Source organism: Thalassobium sp. R2A62 (assembly GCF_000161835.1).
GTDB lineage: Bacteria > Pseudomonadota > Alphaproteobacteria > Rhodobacterales > Rhodobacteraceae > Thalassobium.
In genome coordinates, this window is sequence record NZ_GG697169.2 from 3,268,147 (window position 1) to 3,286,369 (window position 18,223).

An 18,223-nucleotide genomic window follows, 5' to 3' on the forward strand; every position below is an offset into this window, starting at 1 on the left:
CCCTAACTCTTTCAGGTCATCCGTAGCGCCAAATCAATCACGCGGTTGGCATAGCCCCATTCGTTGTCATACCAACCGAAAATCCGAACCTGCCCGTCTCCGCCTACCATTGCTTCGGGTTGGGCCACGATCAGGCTCTCGGGGCGTCCACGCAAATCGGTCGAGACCAAAGGGCGGTCCGTATGGCCAATGATCGTATCGCTTTGCTCGGCGACCCACGCCTGCAAGGATCCGGCATCGGGCGTCTGATCAAACCGTGCCACCACATCAATTGCAGACACGCTGGCCGTGGGCACCCGCACCGATGCAGCCGTCAAACGATCTGCCATATCAGGCAGGATCACACCGACCATTCGCGATGCGCTGGTAGTAGTGGGAACCATCGACAGCGCCCCCGCCCGTGATCGCGCCATGTCGCCGCGCGGCCCATCGACCATTGGCTGGCTGCCGGTATAGCAGTGGATCGTAGTCATATGCGCCGCGCGCAAGTCAAAGCGTTCGTCCAAACGGGCCAACAACGGGGCTAAGGCATTGGTCGTACAGGATGCATTCGACACAATCGTTTGATCCCCCAGAACCGCGTCGTTCGCCCCAAGAACCACGGTCACATCCGCCGCGTCACTAGGGCCTGTGATCATCACCCGTTTGGCACCCGCGTCCAAGCCGCGCATCGCCCAGTCGCGGGCCTGCGCCTTGCCTGTGCATTCGAGCACCAGATCAACGCCAGCCAGATCAACGGTCGACAGATCTGGCGTCCGGTGAAAACGGACCCGCGTATCATCGACAATCAGATGATCCGCATCATGCGAGACATCGCCGCGAAACACGCCGAACACGCTGTCATACTCAAAGAGATAGGCACATGTTTCCACTGGCGCGATGTCGTTGATGCAAACCACTTCGATGCCGGTCTCCAGTCGGTCCTGCATCAAAATTCGCAGCACAGACCGTCCAATCCGGCCAAATCCATTGATCGCAATACGCAAAGGGCGAGCCATCACATCATCCTCTATTTTGTAAGACGACGTTCCACCACGCAGCGACCAGATACAACCCTTATCGGACGGATCTTGGGCTGTTTGCGCGGATAGGCTTAGAGACGCTCTCGGACCTCGTGCCTGTGACCCTCTCTTGGTCAGCAAAGCGTGGCACCCGATGCGTCTGGATGTTGGTTCAGAAGGCTAGGCGGGTCGCAATGTAGATGCGTAATTTTGGGGCGGATGACACCCATTTTCAGATGCAAAACGACCCTGACCGACCACCCACCTGATCCAGCGGTGCAGGTCGCTTACGGGAATTACTAGCGGCCAACCTCTGTTTCCTATGCGCTCAGAGTTATTGGCGTTCCGTCGCTTTTCTGCAGTGAAATGACCGTTTCCCCTCACGACAGCGCGCATTCTTTGCTGCAGCAGTGTTGGCACAGCTTTGAAACGGGTCAGGGAACACAATGCAAAACGACCACCGCTTGATCGACGGCGTTGCTGTCAAAAAGACCATTTTGGCCGAGGTACGCGCCTATACAGATGCCGTAGGTATAATGCCGCGCCTTGTGTCGATCCTGATTGGCGATACGGCTGCCGCCGAAGTTTACGTCCGCAACCAAGCCCGCGCCGCCGAGGCCGCAGGCCTGCGGTTCGATCAACAGGTCTGGCCCGCGGATGTGACCCAAGAAGATTGCAAACAGCGCATTCTGGCCATGAACGATGACGCCGATGTGTTGGGCATCATTCTACAACGTCCTGTTCCCGATCACATCAACGTCCGATCACTGCAATCGGCCATTCACCCGCTCAAAGATGTCGAAGGTATGAACCCTGCATCCATCGGCAATATTGTCTATTCGGATGTGGCGCTTGCCCCCTGTACGGCAGCAGCCAGTGTCGAGTTGATCAAACAAACGGGTCTTCCGATGGAAGGGCTAGAAGTCGTCATGATCGGTCATTCGGAAATCGTCGGTAAACCTGCCGCTATGATGCTGATGGCCGAGGGAGCGACGGTCACGGTCTGTCACCACATGACCCGTTCGGTGGCGATGCATTCGCGTCGCGCAGATGTGGTTGTTGTTGCCGTGGGCAAGGCTGGCCTCGTGGGGCCTGACATGATCAAGCCGGGTGCTGCCGTCATCGACATCGGTATCAACCAGATCGAAGAAGATGGTCAGTTCAAGATCGTGGGCGACGTCCAAACAGACGCTGTCAAAGAGGTAGCAGGCTGGGTCACCCCTGTTCCGGGTGGCGTTGGACCCGTGACTGTCGCGATCCTCATGCGCAACGCTGTGGTCGCACATAAACGCCAGCTTGCAGCAGGTTGGCTCTAGAGTGCGAGGTACCCGATCCCTGCAAAGGCGATTGCGCACCCTAACCACTGGATGCTGGTCATGCGCTCGCGCAGAAATGCCCATGCCATCACGATGGTCAGCAGCCCAAAGACGCTGCTCGCGACGGCCGCATATTGTGCGTCCGGCAACCCTGCCGCGGATACCACGCTCATCAATGCGATCCCGTCTGCGATCCCCATTAGGCACAAGACCGCCAATGTACTGCGTCCGGGCCAAAACGGCAAACGCAGCGCGGCCATGCCGATCACCAATAGCGTGATCAGAACCAGACGTGTGACCAGCGTGGCTGGCATATCGTGCGACATCTCTGCTGCCATCTGCCCTAGGGCGAATGTCCCCGCAAACCCGACTGCGGCGATTGCGGATAGTGCGATTGTTGGCCCCTTGGCTGGCACGTCTTCGGTGCTGTCATCTGACAGAGCCGCGACAATAGAAACGCCAAAGATGATCGCTAAAACAGCCCCCCATTGCCACAGGTTGATCTCGGCCCCGCGCATCGCGGCCCATCCAACGGACAAAACCGGATAGCTGGCAATGATCGGGGAAACCAACCGGACGGGCCCGCGTTGGAACGCGCCGTAAAGGCCCAGACTGGCGATCAGAAAAAAGACACCCGCCAAAGCGGACCAACCAACGGCCTCTCGCGGCATAGGGTGAAAGTCGCTCTGCAAGACCATCATCCCTAGGTGAAACGCCGTGCCCGCCAGTGAGACGGTCAACAGCGCGGCCATCAACGGGGTGCGCTGGCTGAGATACCGCACACAGATATCGTGAAATCCCCACGCAAACGCGGCAATTAACCCCAGAGCAAGAGCGCTCATTTATCAGCTCTGAAGAAGGGAATCAGAAACACCAGACAGGCGATCAGAAAGAACACGCTTCCGAACATTGCCCAAAAGGATCCGATGCTCGCGATGATGAATCCGATTGCAGATACTATAAACAGCACCCACCCAAGCAAGTTGATCTGGTTATTCGTCACGATGGCGTTCCGTTTTTCTTGATGGAAGAGATAAAAGTCGATATTCTTTTAGTTCAATATTTATTCCGCAGATGCAACATCTGCGTTGGGGAGGTCCGCAGATGCTGGACGACATCTATCCAAATGTGAATGCGGGGCCGCCCAAGCCTAGCAAAATAATCGAACCCCGTGTGTTTTCGTTGTCGCCGGGCACCGAACGCTATGTCGTCGAAGGCTGCGGTGCGATCCTGGTCGCTGTCGAGACGGGCGATACGTTGACTGTCACCAACGACGAAGGTGGCCAGCTTTGTGAAATCCTTGCAGCGGACCGCAAAGGGGTGATCGATACGGGTCTCTTGGGCGAGGCGCCCAATTCAGATGCCAGCGGTCTCAAGTCGTTGCTCACCTCTGACGACCAATCGCTCCGGTCCTTGCGTATGGGGATTGAGGCACGCGGTCTCGATCTATTGCAGGCCAGCTCGCTGCGCATGTTTGACGCCGGCACACCTGCCAAAACATCCGCCAGTTTCACAGCCACCCGCGACGGCATCGCAATCGTCGCCGCCCCGATCTTGGGTGGCGACGGGACGATGGACATTGAGGCGCAGAATACTGCGACCCCTTTGACTGTGATGGTCAAACGCGCTGTTCTGAAATCTCATGCGCGGTTTGAACTGCCTGATCCACTAGCCGATCCGCTGGCTGACATTCGTGTCCACAGCCAAACCGCCGAGGCATATTTCGTCAAAGCAGGCGACTATATCCAAATCATCGATGTGGATGGGCGTCAGTGCACGGACTTTGAATGCTTCAGTGCCCGCAAGCTGGACAAAGGGATCGAACATGCGTTGGACGTGACGACGACCCGCACGCTGATGGGTCACGCCTATCCAATGCCGGGCCTTCACGCGAAATATTATGATCAGGAAATGGTCCCACTGGTCGAAGTGGTCCAAGACACCTGCGGACGCCACGATGCCTTTGCGCTGGCCTGTGCCGCAAAATACTACGACGACATCGGGTATCCGGGTCACGCCAACTGCTCGGATAACTTTAACGCAGCCCTCGACCCCTTTGGTGTCACAGGGCGTCCCGGTTGGATGGCGATCAACTTTTTCTTCAATACCGGCATCGACGAACACGGTGTGATGTTCACGGACGAACCGTGGTCGCGACCCAGCGACTATGTTCTGTTGCGCGCGCTGACTGATCTGGTCTGCGTCAGCTCGGCCTGTCCTGATGACACAACTCCGGCCAACGGCTGGAACCCCACAGATATTCACGTGCGCACCTATTCGGGCGCCGAAACATTCCAACGCTCGGTCGCCTATCGCCCGACCCCAGATGCAGAGTTCAAGATGACCAAACAAACAGGGTTCCACGACAAGTTCGCCGAACACACGCGCAACTTTATTGAATACAATGGTTACTGGCTGGCCAACTGCTTTGCCGATGCGGGCCCGATCCAAGAATACCACGCTTGCCGTGAAAAGGCCGTCATCATGGACCTGTCGCCGCTGCGCAAGTTCGAGATCAATGGCCCCGATGCCGAGGCGCTGTGCCAATACATCTTTACCCGCAACATGAAGACACTGCCCATTGGTGGCGTCGTCTACACCGCCATGTGCTACGAGCACGGCGGCATGATCGACGACGGTACGGTGTTCCGTCTGGCCAAGGATAACTTCCGCTGGATCGGCGGCAATGACTACGGTGGTGAATGGATCCGCGAGCAGGCCGAAAAACTGGGGCTCAAGGTTCTGGCCCGCTCGTCAACGGACCAGCTGCACAACGTCGCGGTCCAAGGGCCCGAGAGCCGCGATATCCTGCGCAAAATCACTTGGACTGCGCCGCACAACCCTGAATTTGACCAACTCGGATGGTTCCGCTTTACGCCTGCGCGGCTCAACAACGAAGGCGGCACTCCCTTTGTTTTGTCGCGGACCGGCTACACAGGTGAATTGGGCTACGAGGTGATGTGCCACCCCAAACACGCCCCCGAGATCTTTGATGCGATCTGGGAGGCCGGACAGGGCCACGGTCTGACACCGATGGGCCTAGAGGCTCTGGATATGGTCCGCGTCGAAGCGGGTCTGATTTTTGCAGGCTACGACTTTTCCGACCAGACCGACCCGTTCGAGGCGGGCATCGGCTTTACCGTGCCGCTCAAATCCAAGCCGGATGATTTTATCGGTCGCGATGCGTTGATCCGCCGCAAAGAACACCCACAGCGCAAACTGGTGGGCCTGGATATCGACAGCAACGTGGACGTCGAACATGGCGATTGCATCCACATTGGACGCGCTCAAATTGGCGAAGTGACATCCGCGATGCGTTCGCCTCTCTTGGGGCGCAACATCGCGATGGCCCGCATTGACGTAGCACATGCTGACCCCGAGACCGACGTTGAGATTGGCAAACTGGATGGCCATCAAAAGCGTCTTCCAGCAACCATTCGCACGGACCTCGCGGCCTTCGATCCAACCAAATCGCGTCCTCGCTCATGATGCTGCGCCACAAGATACTGGATTTTGTGCGGCCCGTGCTGGCCGTAGCGTTTCTTGTGGCGGGCAGCATGGCGCATGCGCAATCGGTCAAGCTCCAAGCGCACGAGATTGACGCGCTCTTGTCCGGCAATACGGTGGTCGGCCAGTGGGAAGGCGCCAAATACGCACAGTATTTTGACCCCGATGGCCACACCATCTACGCCCAAGACGGCAGCCGTTCGGCCCGTGGTCAGTGGCGCACTGATCCCGAACAGGATGAATTCCAATCCATCTGGCCCAGCGATGCCGAATGGCAGGGCTGGTTTGTCATGGAGTTTGGTGGCGATTTCTATTGGGTCAGCAAAACCACCCCGCCCACATTGTTCGAGGTTCTCGACGGTCTCAAGTTGGTCGATGAATGATAAGCTCGGCGCTTGTCTTAGCACTTTGTCTTGGGCAACCCGCCGCGGCGAACATCTGTGATCACCTCGCACACTGACCCGCGCGCTGGGCAAGCCTGATGTCATCCCCGAATTTACACTCGCCGGACAGACATTGCGCTGCCAACATAGCCTTGCCATTGGTGGCGCGGCATCCGTTCACTGTGCTGTGCCGTTCGACTTTCGCGCGCCCTTGGCCACGGCCACCTTTGAAAGCGCACTTGATGATGCCACGACATGTGGCACCTCGCTGGATCAAACCGATCCAGACGTTAGCCACCCCGACAGCTATGATCTACGCCGCTTCGTATTGCCGGATGCGACCCTGCAAATATCGCTTAAGGACAAAGGCGCATTGTCGCAGACCTACATCTTTGTCCGGCTGACAGGGCAGGGTGGGTAGCCGCGTCTTGGCCCATACTTTGATCTAGTAGAGCATTATTTTCCGACCCGTCCGGTGTCGCAATCAGAGAGGACACCCCACTGGGGATTGTCCCACTATCGTCCCTATGACGAACCTCGATCCATACGAAACACTCTTGGCCGAAACCCTTGCGGCCTGCTTTGGGCATCCGGTGGTCCGCGCATTCGCCCCGTTCCCAACAGCCGTCAAACGACAGCCGCTCGACCCTCACTATTGCCCCTGCAGTGACTATTTCGAGACCGAAGCCGGCTGGCCCGACGACACCTATGATCCCTTGCGCCGTGCACTCTTGGCCGTATCGCCAACCGCCCATTGGCGCGAGACGTATAAAGGCACGGACATCGGATCTGATTTCATGGACCGCTTTGGCTGCTACAGCATCATCGGCCCCGGTGGTCCCTTTGCTTCGGACACGGGGCGAGTGTGGATGGTCTATATGCCGCCGGACCTCGACTACCCTGATCACCATCACCCCGCCCAAGAGATGTATCTGATCGTGTCTGGCAGCGCAGAGTTTCGCAAGGCGGGTGCGCCAAACGAAACGCTCCGCGCGGGCGACACAGCCATCCACGTCAGCAACCAGCCGCACGCCATGCAAACCCATGACGAACCGGTGCTATGTCTGGTGATTTGGAAAGATGAGTTCGAGACGCCGCCCGTTCTGACGAGCGGCGTCTAACAGGTCTGTCTGACCTTAGTTCTCCAGATAGACGTCCAGACTGTCGTCCAGCGCGTCCTTCCAAGGTGTGTGGTGCTTGGGCGCCATGGTCCCTGTAATGACCGACGCGTAGCCGTTGTCGCGGAACGTCATGATGCCGGCCTTCTTGTGGCCCTTCCACGCTTTGAACGCCTGACACGCGCCTTCGACGTCGAACGACGGGTAATCCGTCTCGTCGATCAGCTCTTTGATATAATCGCCCTGATACCAGATCGCGTCATAATCGTCTTCGCCCGCATCTTCGCGTGCAACCCGATCTGCCACATCCGCCTCCATTGCGGCACGGTCTGGCATCTCGATACGGCCCATCACCGCGTCACGGATCCACCACGCTTGGGCGTCAAACATATTGAACGTGAACCACTGGTCCTGCATCCCGATGTAGAACAGATCAGGCTCGTTCACATACGCCACACCTTTATACAGGTCCGCCGTGGCCAAACGGTTCGCAGTCTTCAGCCGCAGGTCGTCGGGCATAAAGGGGAAGTGGTGCTTGTAGCCTGTGCACAAGATCACCGCATCTACATCGCGGCTGGTGCCGTCTTTGAAATGCGCAGTGTTGCCATCCACATGGGTCAACAGGGGAACCTCGGCCCAGTTTTCAGGCCAATCATACCCCATCGCCGCTGTCCGGTGGCTGACGGTGATCGACTGGGCGCCGTACTTCCAACACTGGCTGCCAATGTCCTCGGCAGAGTAGGAGGTGCCGACGATCAAGATGTCCTTGTCTTTGAATTCCATCGCATCGCGGAAGTCATGCGCGTGCAAAATGCGGCCCTTAAAGTTCTCAAAGCCCGCAAAGTACGGAACGTTAGGCGTGCTAAAGTGACCAGAGCACACGATCACATGGTCAAAGCTCTCTGTATAAGTGTGATCCTCGGGCAGATTGCACACCGTCACGTCAAAGCCCGCATCGGTTTTCTCAACCCAGCGCACGGCGGTCTCAAACTTGATCCAGTCGCGCACACCAGCCTTTTCAACACGGCCCTGAATATAGTCAAACAGAACAGCACGCGGCGGATAGCTCGCAATTTGTTTGCCGAAATGCTCTTCGAATGAATAGTCGGCAAACTCCAAACCCTCTTTGGGGCCATTCGACCACAAATAGCGGTACATCGATCCGTGCACGGGCTCACCGTATTCATCTAGACCTGTGCGCCACGTGTAATTCCATAGGCCACCCCAGTTCGATTGCTTTTCAAAGCATACGATCTCGGGGATGTCCGCCCCAACTGCGGCAGCCGATTGGAACGCACGCAATTGCGCCAGACCTGATGGACCTGCGCCGATGACGGCAATTCTCTTGGACATGTGTTTTCCCTGTCTTGGATTCTCGGTGTCATCAGGTGACCCGATACAGGCCACGACAGTCAACAATTATTCGTGACAGTAAAATTGGCGAGCTGCGAAAAGGGCTGGCCCCTTTGGCTGCTTTGCTCCTAAGCTATGCCGAGTTATCAAAGAGGCTGCTCCATGACCAAACCCCACATTACATTTTGGCTGATCGCTGGTGCAGGCTTGATCTGGAACTTGAGGGGCTGTCTGAACTACGTCATGCAAACAGTCGCTGATGTCGTGGCTGAAATGCCCGAGGTATATCAGATCATTATCAACGGTCGCCCCGCATGGGCGACAGCCGCATTTGCGATCGCGGTATTCGCAGGCGCAGTTGGTTGCATCCTGTTGCTGTTGCGTCGCCGGATCGCTGCCGAACTTCTGGTGCTTTCGCTGCTGGGCATCCTCGCGAGGGTCGTCTTTATAACTATGCTGATTGGGTTCGTGCCCTCGACCGCGCTGTCGTTGCTGGTCGGCATCGCTCTCTTTTGGTACGCCACGATTGCACGCCGCAAGGGGTGGCTGCGCTAATTCACAACAGGACATCTCTTATGATCGAACGTATCGGGACCACCGCCCGCGCTTCTAAAATCGTCAAACACAACGGCATTGCATATCTGTCTGGCCAAGTGGCCGAAGGCGATACCATTCAGGACCAAACCCGCGATTGTCTGGCCAAGGTTGATGCGCTTTTGATCGAAGCAGGGTCCAGCCGCGAAAATATGCTACGCGCAACGATCTGGCTGTCGGACATGTCCTACTTTGCCGGCCTGAACGAAGTTTGGAACGCGTGGGTCCCCGAGGGTCACGCCCCCGCACGTGCTTGTGGCGAGGCGAAACTTGCCCGCACCGAACTGATGGTCGAGATCATCGTCGACGCGGCCTACGACTGAGAACGCCACATGTCAGACTATGAACAACGCTTTGCCGCAGCCGAGGCCGAACTCGCCGCCGCCGGTATCTGGGCCAGCAATGGCAACCCGCCTTTGACGCGCATCATGCGCCGCTTGGGGTTTAAGCCGCGTCCGCCACACTACGACAGCACGACCAAGATCATTGTCGGCTTTACGCTCTGGTTCGGGCCGATATGGGGGGGGCATGATGTGGCTCGCCGGATGGCGTGATAGTGGAATGAGTATCAGTGCGGCGGCGATTTCGGCGCTCGTCGCAGGCGCACTCTTTGGCGCAGCGATGGCGCTCTACTATGCTTACGGTCGTCGCAAATATTGCCCGAGCAGTTTGTATGATCTGACCGCGAGTCGCTAAGCCAAAAAACGGCCACCTATACTTTCCCAACTCCTTTTTGTGAAATTCATCAAAAAAGCTGGATAAAATTCTATTGCAATGATGGATTTGTATGTCGTTTTGTCAGTATCGTATTTGCGCGAGACTAACAGAATCGCCCATCGTAGCTTCACAGACGTTATTCACTCTGTGATTTCTGGGAGGAAAAATATGAAATCTCTACGCAACACAGCACTTGGCCTTGCCATGGGCATCACCGGCGCAACCGGTGCATTCGCTGACGGTCACACCGAGCTGACCATCGCAATCGTAAACAACGGCCACATGATCAACATGCAGACTGTTGCTCAGGCTTACACCCAAGAAACAGGCGTTACTCTGAACTGGGTATCCCTGGAAGAAGGCGTTCTGCGCGAGCAGGTAACGTCCGACACAGCAACCGGTGGTGGCCAGTACGACGTCATCAACATCGGCATGCAAGAAGCTCCAATCTGGGGTGCTGCAGGCTGGATCGAGCCAATGGACTTTGACGCGGACTACGACGTGGACGACATCCTGCCAGCAATGCGTGCAGGTCTGTCCCACGAAGGCACACTCTACGCTGCACCATTCTACGGTGAGAGCTCGATGGTCATGTACCGCAAGGACCTGACAGACGCAGCTGGCGTGACAATCAACGACAACGACAGCTGGGCTCGCGTTATGCAGGCTGCTGCAGCAATGCACGACCCTGACAACGGCGTTTACGGTGCATGTTTGCGCGGTAAGCCAGGTTGGGGCGACAACATGGCGTTCATCACAACTGTTGTGAACTCCTTTGGTGGCGCATGGTTCGACGCAGACGGCCGTCCACAGTTGGACAGCGCGATGTGGAACCAGGCAGTTAACTTCTATGTTGACCTGCTGGGCAACTACGGCCCTCCCGGCTCCGAAGGTAACTCGTTCAACGAGATCCTCGCTTTGTACAACGAAGACAAGTGTGGTCTCTGGATCGACGCGACAATCGCCGCTTCCTTCCTCGAGAACGACAACGTTGCATACGCACAGTCGCCAAACGCTGGTGTAGCTGCTGGTGCAAACTGGCTCTGGGCTTGGGCAATGGCTGTTCCAACAGGTTCGCCTAATTCCGAAGCTGCTCACGACTTCATCGAGTGGGCAACATCCAAAGCTTACGTTCAGGCTGTAGGTAACCACGCTGAGTTCGGTTGGGGTTCTGTTCCAACTGGTCAGCGCGCATCCACATATGCAATCCCTGAGTTCCAGGCTGCTGCTGGTTTCGCCGCTGCTGAAATGGCTGCGATCGACTCCGCTGCTCCAGCTGCATCTGACATCAAACCATACGTTGGTGTTCAGTTCGCTGCGATCCCTGAGTTCCCAGAAGTGGGCTCCGCAGTTGCACAAGAGATGGCAGCAGCTCTCTCCGGTGCTAAGTCGGTAGAAGACGCTCTCGCAGCCGCTCAAGAAGCAGCTGACGCGATCATGCGTGAAGCAGGCTACTACGAATAAGCCTTAAGGCTTACTCAGAAGGGCCCGGTACTCCGGGCCCTCCACCTTTCCCCGCTATATCTCAACAGAGACGTTTGACTGTCGGGACCATCCCGCCGCTCTGACGGTTCTGGTTGATAAACCACCGGTTCGCTCTCATTCGAACAAAACTTTAGCTCTGCAAGGGTATCATTACGCTATGGCAAATCGTTCCATCCCCCGCTTGCTTCAAACACCCGCCGTTGTGCTGCTGTTGATTTGGATGCTCGTACCGCTGAGCATGACGCTCTATTTCTCGTTTATTCGCTACGTGCTCAACAACTTGCGCCGTCCCGAATGGACAACACCATCGCTTAGTAACTGGCGTGGTTGGGGCAACTACGAATATGTCCTAAACGCAAAAGACTTCCTGCTTGCGATCCAGAACTCGGTTCTGATTGTTGGTGGCATCCTTGTTATGACGGTAATTTTAGGCCTTGGTATCGCGGTTCTGGTCAATCGCAACTTTCCGGGCCGTGGGATCGTGCGTGTTCTCCTGATCTCGCCCTTCTTTGTTATGCCAGCGGTGAACGCGGTTCTCTGGATCAATATGCTGCTCGACCCGGTTCTTGGCCTCCAAGGTATCGCTGTTGGCGGCTTAAATAACCTGATCGAAGGTTTGCGGGACTTCCCTCTGCTGGGGTCGTTCTTCTCGCTTTGGCCTGAAATTGAGCCGATCTCGTTCCGCGCCACGCAAACATCGGCCTATGCGGTCATCATGATGGTGACATGGCAATGGACCCCCTTCGCTGTACTTATCTTTATGACGTCGCTCCAGTCCGAGGACGAGAGCCAGAAAGAAGCCGCAACGCTCGACGGTGCAAGCCCGTGGTCGCAGTTCGTTAACCTGACGATCCCGCACCTTGCACGACCGATCGCAATTGTCGTGATGATCCAATCGATCTTTCACTTGTCGCTCTATGCTGAGATCGAGATCGTCAGCCGCGGCAATGGTAACAAGAACTTGCCCTATCTGATTGGTGAGTTTTCTAGCAATAACATTGGCGCAGCCAGCGCCACCGGCATCTTTGCCGTGATCCTTGCCAACATCATCGCGATCTTCTTGCTTCGCATGGTTGGCAAGAGCTTGATGGACTAGGGGTAAGACAATGGCAGCCGTAACCGAACGCTCGAAACTTGGGAACGTCCTTTGGCCCGTCTTGGCCTGGACCGTCGCAATTATCTTCTTCTTTCCAATCTTCTGGATGGTCTTCACCAGCTTCAAAACAGATGCTGATGCGGTCAAACCAGAGTTCTTGTTCCGGTTCACGCCGACGCTCGAGAACTACACAAACATGACGCAGAACTACGACTATTGGCGTTTTGCGATCAACTCGGTGATCACGTCCACCTTTGCGACGCTCTTTGCGCTCGTGGTCGGGGTTCCTTGCGCCTATGCGATGGCCTTTAACCCGTCGCGCGGCACCAAGGACATTCTGATGTGGATGCTCTCGACAAAAATGCTGCCCGCTGCGGCTGTTCTCTATCCTATGACGTTCCTGACCAAGAACTTCCTCGGGATCTTTGACACGCATTTCCTTGTGATCTTGGTGCTTTGCCTGATCAACTTGCCGATCGTGATCTGGATGCTCTTTACCTACTTCAAAGAGATCCCACGCGAGATTATCGAAGCGTCGAAAATGGACGGCGTCACAACATGGGGCGAGATCAAGGACATCCTGATCCCGTTGGCATGGGGTGGTGTGGCGTCTACTGCACTTTTGACATTCATCTTCTGCTGGAACGAAGCTTACTGGACTGTGCGCCTGACCACGATTGACGCGGCAACGCTGTCGAAACTGATCGAAGGTAACCGTGCTCCAGAGGGTCTGTTCTTTGGCCGCCTCTCGGCTGTGTCTACGGCCGCTGTTATGCCGATTGTCGTATTGGGCTGGTTCTGTCAAAAGCAGCTGGTTCAAGGCCTGACATTCGGAGCTGTCAAATAATGTTAAACGCCGCCCCCACAGACCTGACAGGCAAGACTTGCCTTGTCACCGGCGCTGTTGGTGGCATCGGCGCGAGTGCGGTTGCGCATTTCGCGGCCCAGGGCGGGACGGTCTATGCGACCGATATCGTGCCTAGGTTTAACGGTCCTGCGACCTACCGTGCCTTTGATCTGCTCGACGCGGCTGGTCTGGAACAGTGCACCCAGTGGGTCGCAGAGATCAAACCGGATGTGGTGTTCAACAACGCAGCCATCTTTGACATGGGCAGCGTTCTGGACGCGGACCTTGATCAATACGACCGTCTCTTTGGCATCAATGTTCGCGCATTTTATGCCGTGCTACAGGCCGCGTCCAAATCCATGGTCGCCAATGGTCAGCACGGATCAATCATCAACCTCGCCTCCCAAGCGGGTCATCGTGGCGAAGCTTTGGTCGCGCATTATTGCGCAACCAAAGCTGCCGTCATCAGCTATACTCAGTCGGCGGCTCTGGCCCTCGCACCCCATAAAATCCGCGTCAACGCGATCAGCCCTGGTGTTATCGATACGCCGATGTGGGCCACCGTTGATGCGCTCTTTGCCAAGTTCGAAGACAAAGAACTTGGCCAGAAAAAACGTGAAGTCGGAGAAGCCGTGCCCTTGGGTTACATGGGGGATCCGTCTGACGTCGCACGCGCGGCAGTGTTTCTTGCCTGCGACCAATCTGCATACATGACCGCCCAGACCATCGGTGTCGATGGCGGCACTGTGCTTAGGTAGCCGGATGTCGATTATTGCGCCAGAAATCGAAATGGTCGATCGCTCTACGCGGTCTATCCGCTATTTGCAGCACGGGTGGCCCACTGATCTGTGCCGCTGGCATGCCCACCGGGAATACGAACTGCACCTGATTGTTGAGACGCGTGGCAAGGCTTTTGTCGGCGACTACATTGGTGACTTTAAGGCTGGCGATCTCTTTATGACGGGGCCGAACCTGCCTCATAACTGGATCACCGATCAGGTCTGGAAAGCGCCGGTTGAAACCCGCGATATGCTGGTTCAATTCAGCCACGAGAGCGTTGAAAAACTGGCCCAAGGGTTCCCCGAATTTTCCCAAGTTTTGGAACTCTTGCAGCTCGCGCAATCGGGTATCCATTTCGAAGGCTTCAACCCGACATTTGCCCGTGGCCATATGGAATCTATCCGTGACAACAAAGGTGCCGAACGCATCCTTGCCTTTGTCCGCTTCCTTGTTCGCCTGAACGAGCACGCGGAAAAGAAAACCCTTTCGGCGGTGAAGCTGATCCAACCCCAAGGTGGCAGCAAACACGCGCGCATCGCTCAGGTTGTCGATCACGTCACTAACCATTTTCAAGACGGCTGTTCGGTCTCTCAAGCTGCCGAAATGGCCAGCATGACTGAAATCACGTTCAGCCGGAATTTCCAGACAGTAACCGGCCACAGCTTCGTCGAGTTTCTAAACCGCATCCGGATCGGTCAGGCCTGCGCGATGCTCTATGCATCCGATGACCAGATCATCACGATCGCCCAGGCCGCTGGGTACAATAATCTTGCCAACTTTAACCGTCAGTTTCTCAAACTGAAGGGCATGACCCCGTCGCAATACCGCGATACGGCGCGCAAAGACTTGGCTCCCCATCTTGAGACAACGCAATGAATTCGGCGCGCCATATGAATATCTCGACGACACAATACGACCGTTCGGCCTGTCAGGTTGGTGTCGTCCACCTCGGCTTTGGTGCGTTCCACCGTGCCCATCAGGCCGTCTACCTCGACGACTACATGGATCTGTCCGGTGACCTCCGCTGGGGTGTTGCCGCAGTCAATTTGCGCGGCTCCGAAGCTGATCTTTTTGCCGATGCGGCGGCAGATATCGAACGCAATGACGGCTACTATCTGAAATCCCATTCGTTTGACGGTCAGGTGTCTCTGCGCCTCGTACGGGCGCATGTTGCCTTTTCTGATTGGAGCGTGACACCCGCTGAAACCGAGGCTTTGCTGACGAACAGTTCTGTTTATCTCGTCACGATCACCGTCACCGAAAGCGGCTATTACACCGATCCCAATGGTCAGCTGAACCTCACGGATCCCGCGATCGCGGCTGAAATGCAGGGCGAAACACCAACCAGTGTTTATGGCTATTTGCGCGCAGCGCTCGCCCAACGTATGACCACCACAGGTGCGCCGCTGACCATCGCGTGTTGCGACAACATCCGCCAGAACGGCAAGATGCTGAACCGCAACCTGTTGGCATATCTTGATGCCACAGGCGAGGCTGAATTGTCCGCTTGGGTCGCAGAAAACGTGGCGTTCCCGTGCTCGATGGTCGACCGGATCACACCGCGCGCGCCCGAGGGTCTGGGCGCCGAGCTAACCAAAATGACCGGTCGTGATGTCACATCTCCGATCATGGCCGAAGACTTTATCCAGTGGGTTCTGCAATCGACCAAAAAGGGCGACATGCCCGACCTTGCTCAGGCTGGTGTCACAGTCACTGCAGATGTTGACCCCTTCGAAGAAACCAAAATTCGTGTACTGAATGGCGGCCACACCGCACTTGCCTATCTGGCTGCTCTTCGCGGTGTCGAGACGTTTGATGCAGCGATGCGCGTGCCAGAACTCGCCGCGCATTTTGACGCGTTCGAAACCCAAGAAGTCCTGCCAGCGATCACAATTGATTTGCCGTTCTCTAAGGCTGAATACCTGACCTCGATCACGCGTCGTTTTGGCAATCAGGCGATTGGCGATACCGTTGCGCGTATCTGTGCGGACGGCATGGCAAAATTCCCGATCTTTATCCGCCCGACGCTTGCAGGCTGCTTGGCCCAAGGCATCGTACCGGTCAACGCGATCCGCAGCATCGCGAGCTGGTACGTCTTTGCCTGTCACGTCGAAGCGCGCAAAATTCCTTTCAAATATGTCGAACCAAGTTGGGACGACCTTCAAGCGATGTTGGGCACTGATGCCTTCATCAATTCGGCCCAACTTTGGGGCGACCTTCCTCACACCTATCCTGTATTTGCCGAAACCCTTCGGCATGAAATCAATGAATTGGAGACACAATGGCCGGTCTAACACTCCGCGACGTCCGCAAAAGCTATGGCGAGACGCAGGTCATGCATGGCGTAGATCTTGATATTGAAGATGGTGAATTTGTCGTGTTCGTCGGCCCGTCGGGCTGTGGTAAATCGACCCTGCTTCGCATGATCGCGGGCCTCGAAGAAATCTCGGATGGCACAGTTGCTATCGGTGACGAGGTCGTAAACGAAGTTGCCGCTGCGAAACGTGGCGTTGCGATGGTTTTCCAGACTTACGCGCTTTACCCGCACATGACGGTCTACAAAAACATGGCGTTTGGTCTCAAACAGGCCAAAACCGACCCTGCAGAAATTGATCGCCGCGTCCGCGATGCTGCCGAAATTCTTCAGATAACAGACTACCTTGATCGTAGCCCGCGTAACCTCTCGGGTGGTCAGCGCCAGCGTGTAGCCATTGGCCGTGCGATTGTTCGCGACCCCAAGGTGTTCCTCTTTGACGAGCCGCTCTCGAACCTCGACGCAGCGCTGCGTGTCCAGACCCGTCTGGAAATTGCGCGCCTTCACCAGCGGCTAGAGACGACAATGATCTACGTGACGCACGATCAGGTCGAAGCCATGACATTGGCCGACAAAATCGTTGTTTTGCGGGACGGTCGCATCGAACAGGTTGGCTCGCCGATCGCACTCTATGACACGCCTGCCAATGCCTTTGTTGCTCAGTTCATCGGTAGCCCAAAAATGAACTTTTTCGCAGCTGATGATCTGACAGGGAATGCTGCCAAAGCATTGGGTCGCGACATCGCAGTCTCGCATCACGTGGGCCTGCGTCCAGAGCACCTCGTTCCCGCCAAAGGGGCAAAGGCTGTGGTCGAAGGACGTCTCGAGCTGGTTGAGAACCTCGGTGAATATGCGCTGGTCCACTTGGTCACAGCGACTGGCGTCGAATTTATCGCCAAAACCGAAAAGCCACCGGTCGAAGCCAAGGGTGAAACCATCAGATTTGGCATCGCGCCAGATCTCGTGCACGTCTTTGACAAAGAATCCGGCGCACGTCTCTAATCCCAAAAACTATAGCGAGGCGCCTCACATAGTGTGGGCGCCTCGTATCCAATTTTAGGTCCCATATCGGGCGCCCCAGGCACCTTTTGCTGACGACCACCGGAACGAACCGCTAGTACATCGTGTCGCGGTATTCCTGCTCCAGATCCGCATCCAATTGAGCCTCTGCCTCTGCCTCTGCCTCCGCCGCAGCGCCTTGGCGCAGTGGATGAATACAGTCGCCACCGTGACGACGATCACCACCGTGGGCCTGCGCCCTTGCACCTCGAGCTGTGCCAATCGTGCTGGGTCGCGTGTAATCTGCGCGGTGCCATTCACCCGCAAGGGTCACCACGCGGGCTGACATCGGCCACATCCGCCGCCGATTGCGTCCCAAACGCCCCCAAAATAGCCGCCGATTTGCGCATCGCGCCATCATGTTCCTATAATGGCACACGCATTTAGGACCCAAGCCATGACCATTCCGACCCTCAAACGCATCTGCATCGCATCAGACGCCGACCTCACGCGCACGCTGAAAAAGCTGGACCAAAAGATCATGCTGGTGACCCACGGCGACGCCAACCATCCCAAACACATCAACAAAGACACGGTCAAAACGGCGCTCGCGGCACATGGGTGGACCTCGGGACGTCGCTATACGCTGACCGGTACCCAAGTCGGCCACGTCGCCATCCCCGCATAAAAAAGGCCGCGCTCAGGCATCCCCG

At 56.5% G+C, this 18,223-nt stretch carries 21 protein-coding genes; 17 read left to right on the plus strand and 4 right to left on the minus strand.

What is annotated here, in order from left to right:
* Nucleotides 1-11 precede the first annotated feature (11 nt).
* A complete protein-coding gene (locus tag TR2A62_RS16330; RefSeq protein ID WP_009160719.1) occupies nt 12-998 on the minus strand; it encodes a type I glyceraldehyde-3-phosphate dehydrogenase in 987 nt (328 codons plus the stop codon).
* 449 nt (nt 999-1,447) lie between these two features.
* Here TR2A62_RS16330 and TR2A62_RS16335 point away from each other — a divergent pair, with 449 nt between their 5' ends.
* Nucleotides 1,448-2,317 (plus strand): bifunctional 5,10-methylenetetrahydrofolate dehydrogenase/5,10-methenyltetrahydrofolate cyclohydrolase, encoded by an 870-nt coding sequence (locus tag TR2A62_RS16335; RefSeq protein ID WP_009158615.1) that lies wholly within the window; start codon nt 1,448-1,450, stop codon nt 2,315-2,317.
* On the opposite strand, the gene TR2A62_RS16340 is transcribed toward TR2A62_RS16335, so the two are convergent.
* On the minus strand, nt 2,314-3,159 hold the full coding sequence (locus tag TR2A62_RS16340; protein WP_009159659.1) for a DMT family transporter: 846 nt from the start codon (nt 3,157-3,159) through the stop codon (nt 2,314-2,316). The two genes, TR2A62_RS16335 and TR2A62_RS16340, sit on opposite strands and share 4 nt — an antisense overlap.
* Before the next feature lie 262 nt (nt 3,160-3,421).
* Here TR2A62_RS16340 and TR2A62_RS16350 point away from each other — a divergent pair, with 262 nt between their 5' ends.
* The 4 genes from TR2A62_RS16350 (at nt 3,422) to TR2A62_RS17780 (ending at nt 7,328) form a co-directional block, all read left to right on the plus strand.
* Nucleotides 3,422-5,806, plus strand: a complete 2,385-nt coding sequence (locus TR2A62_RS16350) for a DUF1989 domain-containing protein (RefSeq protein ID WP_009160230.1) — start codon at nt 3,422-3,424, stop codon at nt 5,804-5,806.
* Complete coding sequence (locus tag TR2A62_RS16355; protein WP_009157527.1) at nt 5,803-6,207, plus strand: hypothetical protein; 405 nt, start codon at nt 5,803-5,805, stop codon at nt 6,205-6,207. The genes TR2A62_RS16350 and TR2A62_RS16355 overlap by 4 nt, the downstream gene beginning before the upstream one ends.
* Nucleotides 6,208-6,394: 187 nt before the next feature.
* Entirely contained in the window at nt 6,395-6,628 is a 234-nt protein-coding gene (locus tag TR2A62_RS16360) for a hypothetical protein (RefSeq protein ID WP_050761098.1), read from the plus strand.
* Between the two features lie 106 nt (nt 6,629-6,734).
* Nucleotides 6,735-7,328, plus strand: coding sequence for a dimethylsulfonioproprionate lyase family protein (locus TR2A62_RS17780; RefSeq protein WP_009157698.1), 594 nt, complete (start codon nt 6,735-6,737; stop codon nt 7,326-7,328).
* A gap of 15 nt (nt 7,329-7,343) precedes the next feature.
* Here the strand turns inward: TR2A62_RS17780 and TR2A62_RS16370 are convergent, their stop codons facing one another.
* A complete protein-coding gene (locus TR2A62_RS16370) occupies nt 7,344-8,678 on the minus strand; it encodes an NAD(P)-binding domain-containing protein (protein ID WP_009158337.1) in 1,335 nt (444 codons plus the stop codon).
* 162 nt (nt 8,679-8,840) lie between these two features.
* On the opposite strand from TR2A62_RS16370, the gene TR2A62_RS16375 reads away from it, so the two are divergent.
* From TR2A62_RS16375 to TR2A62_RS16420, 11 genes are all read left to right on the plus strand, one after another.
* Nucleotides 8,841-9,233: a hypothetical protein gene (locus TR2A62_RS16375; protein ID WP_009159820.1), complete on the plus strand. Its 393-nt coding sequence runs from the start codon at nt 8,841-8,843 to the stop codon at nt 9,231-9,233.
* Between the two features lie 20 nt (nt 9,234-9,253).
* Nucleotides 9,254-9,595, plus strand: coding sequence for a RidA family protein (locus tag TR2A62_RS16380; RefSeq protein ID WP_009160390.1), 342 nt, complete (start codon nt 9,254-9,256; stop codon nt 9,593-9,595).
* Between the two features lie 9 nt (nt 9,596-9,604).
* The gene (locus tag TR2A62_RS19440) at nt 9,605-9,826 is read left to right on the plus strand and encodes a DUF6404 family protein (protein WP_009158981.1); all 222 of its coding nucleotides are present in this window, start codon (nt 9,605-9,607) and stop codon (nt 9,824-9,826) included.
* A 7-nt stretch (nt 9,827-9,833) separates the two neighbouring features.
* A complete protein-coding gene (locus TR2A62_RS19445) occupies nt 9,834-9,968 on the plus strand; it encodes a hypothetical protein (protein WP_009160010.1) in 135 nt (44 codons plus the stop codon).
* A gap of 189 nt (nt 9,969-10,157) precedes the next feature.
* Nucleotides 10,158-11,453: an extracellular solute-binding protein gene (locus TR2A62_RS16390; protein WP_009157355.1), complete on the plus strand. Its 1,296-nt coding sequence runs from the start codon at nt 10,158-10,160 to the stop codon at nt 11,451-11,453.
* 178 nt (nt 11,454-11,631) lie between these two features.
* Nucleotides 11,632-12,570 carry a carbohydrate ABC transporter permease gene (locus TR2A62_RS16395; protein WP_009158410.1) on the plus strand — a complete coding sequence of 313 codons (939 nt, stop codon included), beginning with the start codon at nt 11,632-11,634 and terminating at the stop codon, nt 12,568-12,570.
* A gap of 10 nt (nt 12,571-12,580) precedes the next feature.
* A complete protein-coding gene (locus TR2A62_RS16400) occupies nt 12,581-13,417 on the plus strand; it encodes a carbohydrate ABC transporter permease (protein ID WP_009158649.1) in 837 nt (278 codons plus the stop codon).
* Nucleotides 13,417-14,175, plus strand: a complete 759-nt coding sequence (locus tag TR2A62_RS16405; protein ID WP_009159139.1) for an SDR family oxidoreductase — start codon at nt 13,417-13,419, stop codon at nt 14,173-14,175. The genes TR2A62_RS16400 and TR2A62_RS16405 overlap by 1 nt, the downstream gene beginning before the upstream one ends.
* Before the next feature lie 4 nt (nt 14,176-14,179).
* Entirely contained in the window at nt 14,180-15,073 is an 894-nt protein-coding gene (locus TR2A62_RS16410) for an AraC family transcriptional regulator (protein ID WP_009160558.1), read from the plus strand.
* On the plus strand, nt 15,070-16,491 hold the full coding sequence (locus tag TR2A62_RS16415; protein ID WP_009159722.1) for a mannitol dehydrogenase family protein: 1,422 nt from the start codon (nt 15,070-15,072) through the stop codon (nt 16,489-16,491). Before TR2A62_RS16410 ends, TR2A62_RS16415 begins: the two co-directional genes overlap by 4 nt.
* Nucleotides 16,479-17,513: an ABC transporter ATP-binding protein gene (locus tag TR2A62_RS16420; protein ID WP_009158964.1), complete on the plus strand. Its 1,035-nt coding sequence runs from the start codon at nt 16,479-16,481 to the stop codon at nt 17,511-17,513. The genes TR2A62_RS16415 and TR2A62_RS16420 overlap by 13 nt, the downstream gene beginning before the upstream one ends.
* Nucleotides 17,514-17,625: 112 nt before the next feature.
* On the opposite strand, the gene TR2A62_RS16425 is transcribed toward TR2A62_RS16420, so the two are convergent.
* Nucleotides 17,626-17,859, minus strand: coding sequence for a hypothetical protein (locus TR2A62_RS16425; protein WP_009158175.1), 234 nt, complete (start codon nt 17,857-17,859; stop codon nt 17,626-17,628).
* 108 nt (nt 17,860-17,967) lie between these two features.
* Here TR2A62_RS16425 and TR2A62_RS16430 point away from each other — a divergent pair, with 108 nt between their 5' ends.
* The gene (locus TR2A62_RS16430) at nt 17,968-18,198 is read left to right on the plus strand and encodes a hypothetical protein (RefSeq protein ID WP_009157330.1); all 231 of its coding nucleotides are present in this window, start codon (nt 17,968-17,970) and stop codon (nt 18,196-18,198) included.
* Nucleotides 18,199-18,223: the final 25 nt, after the last annotated feature.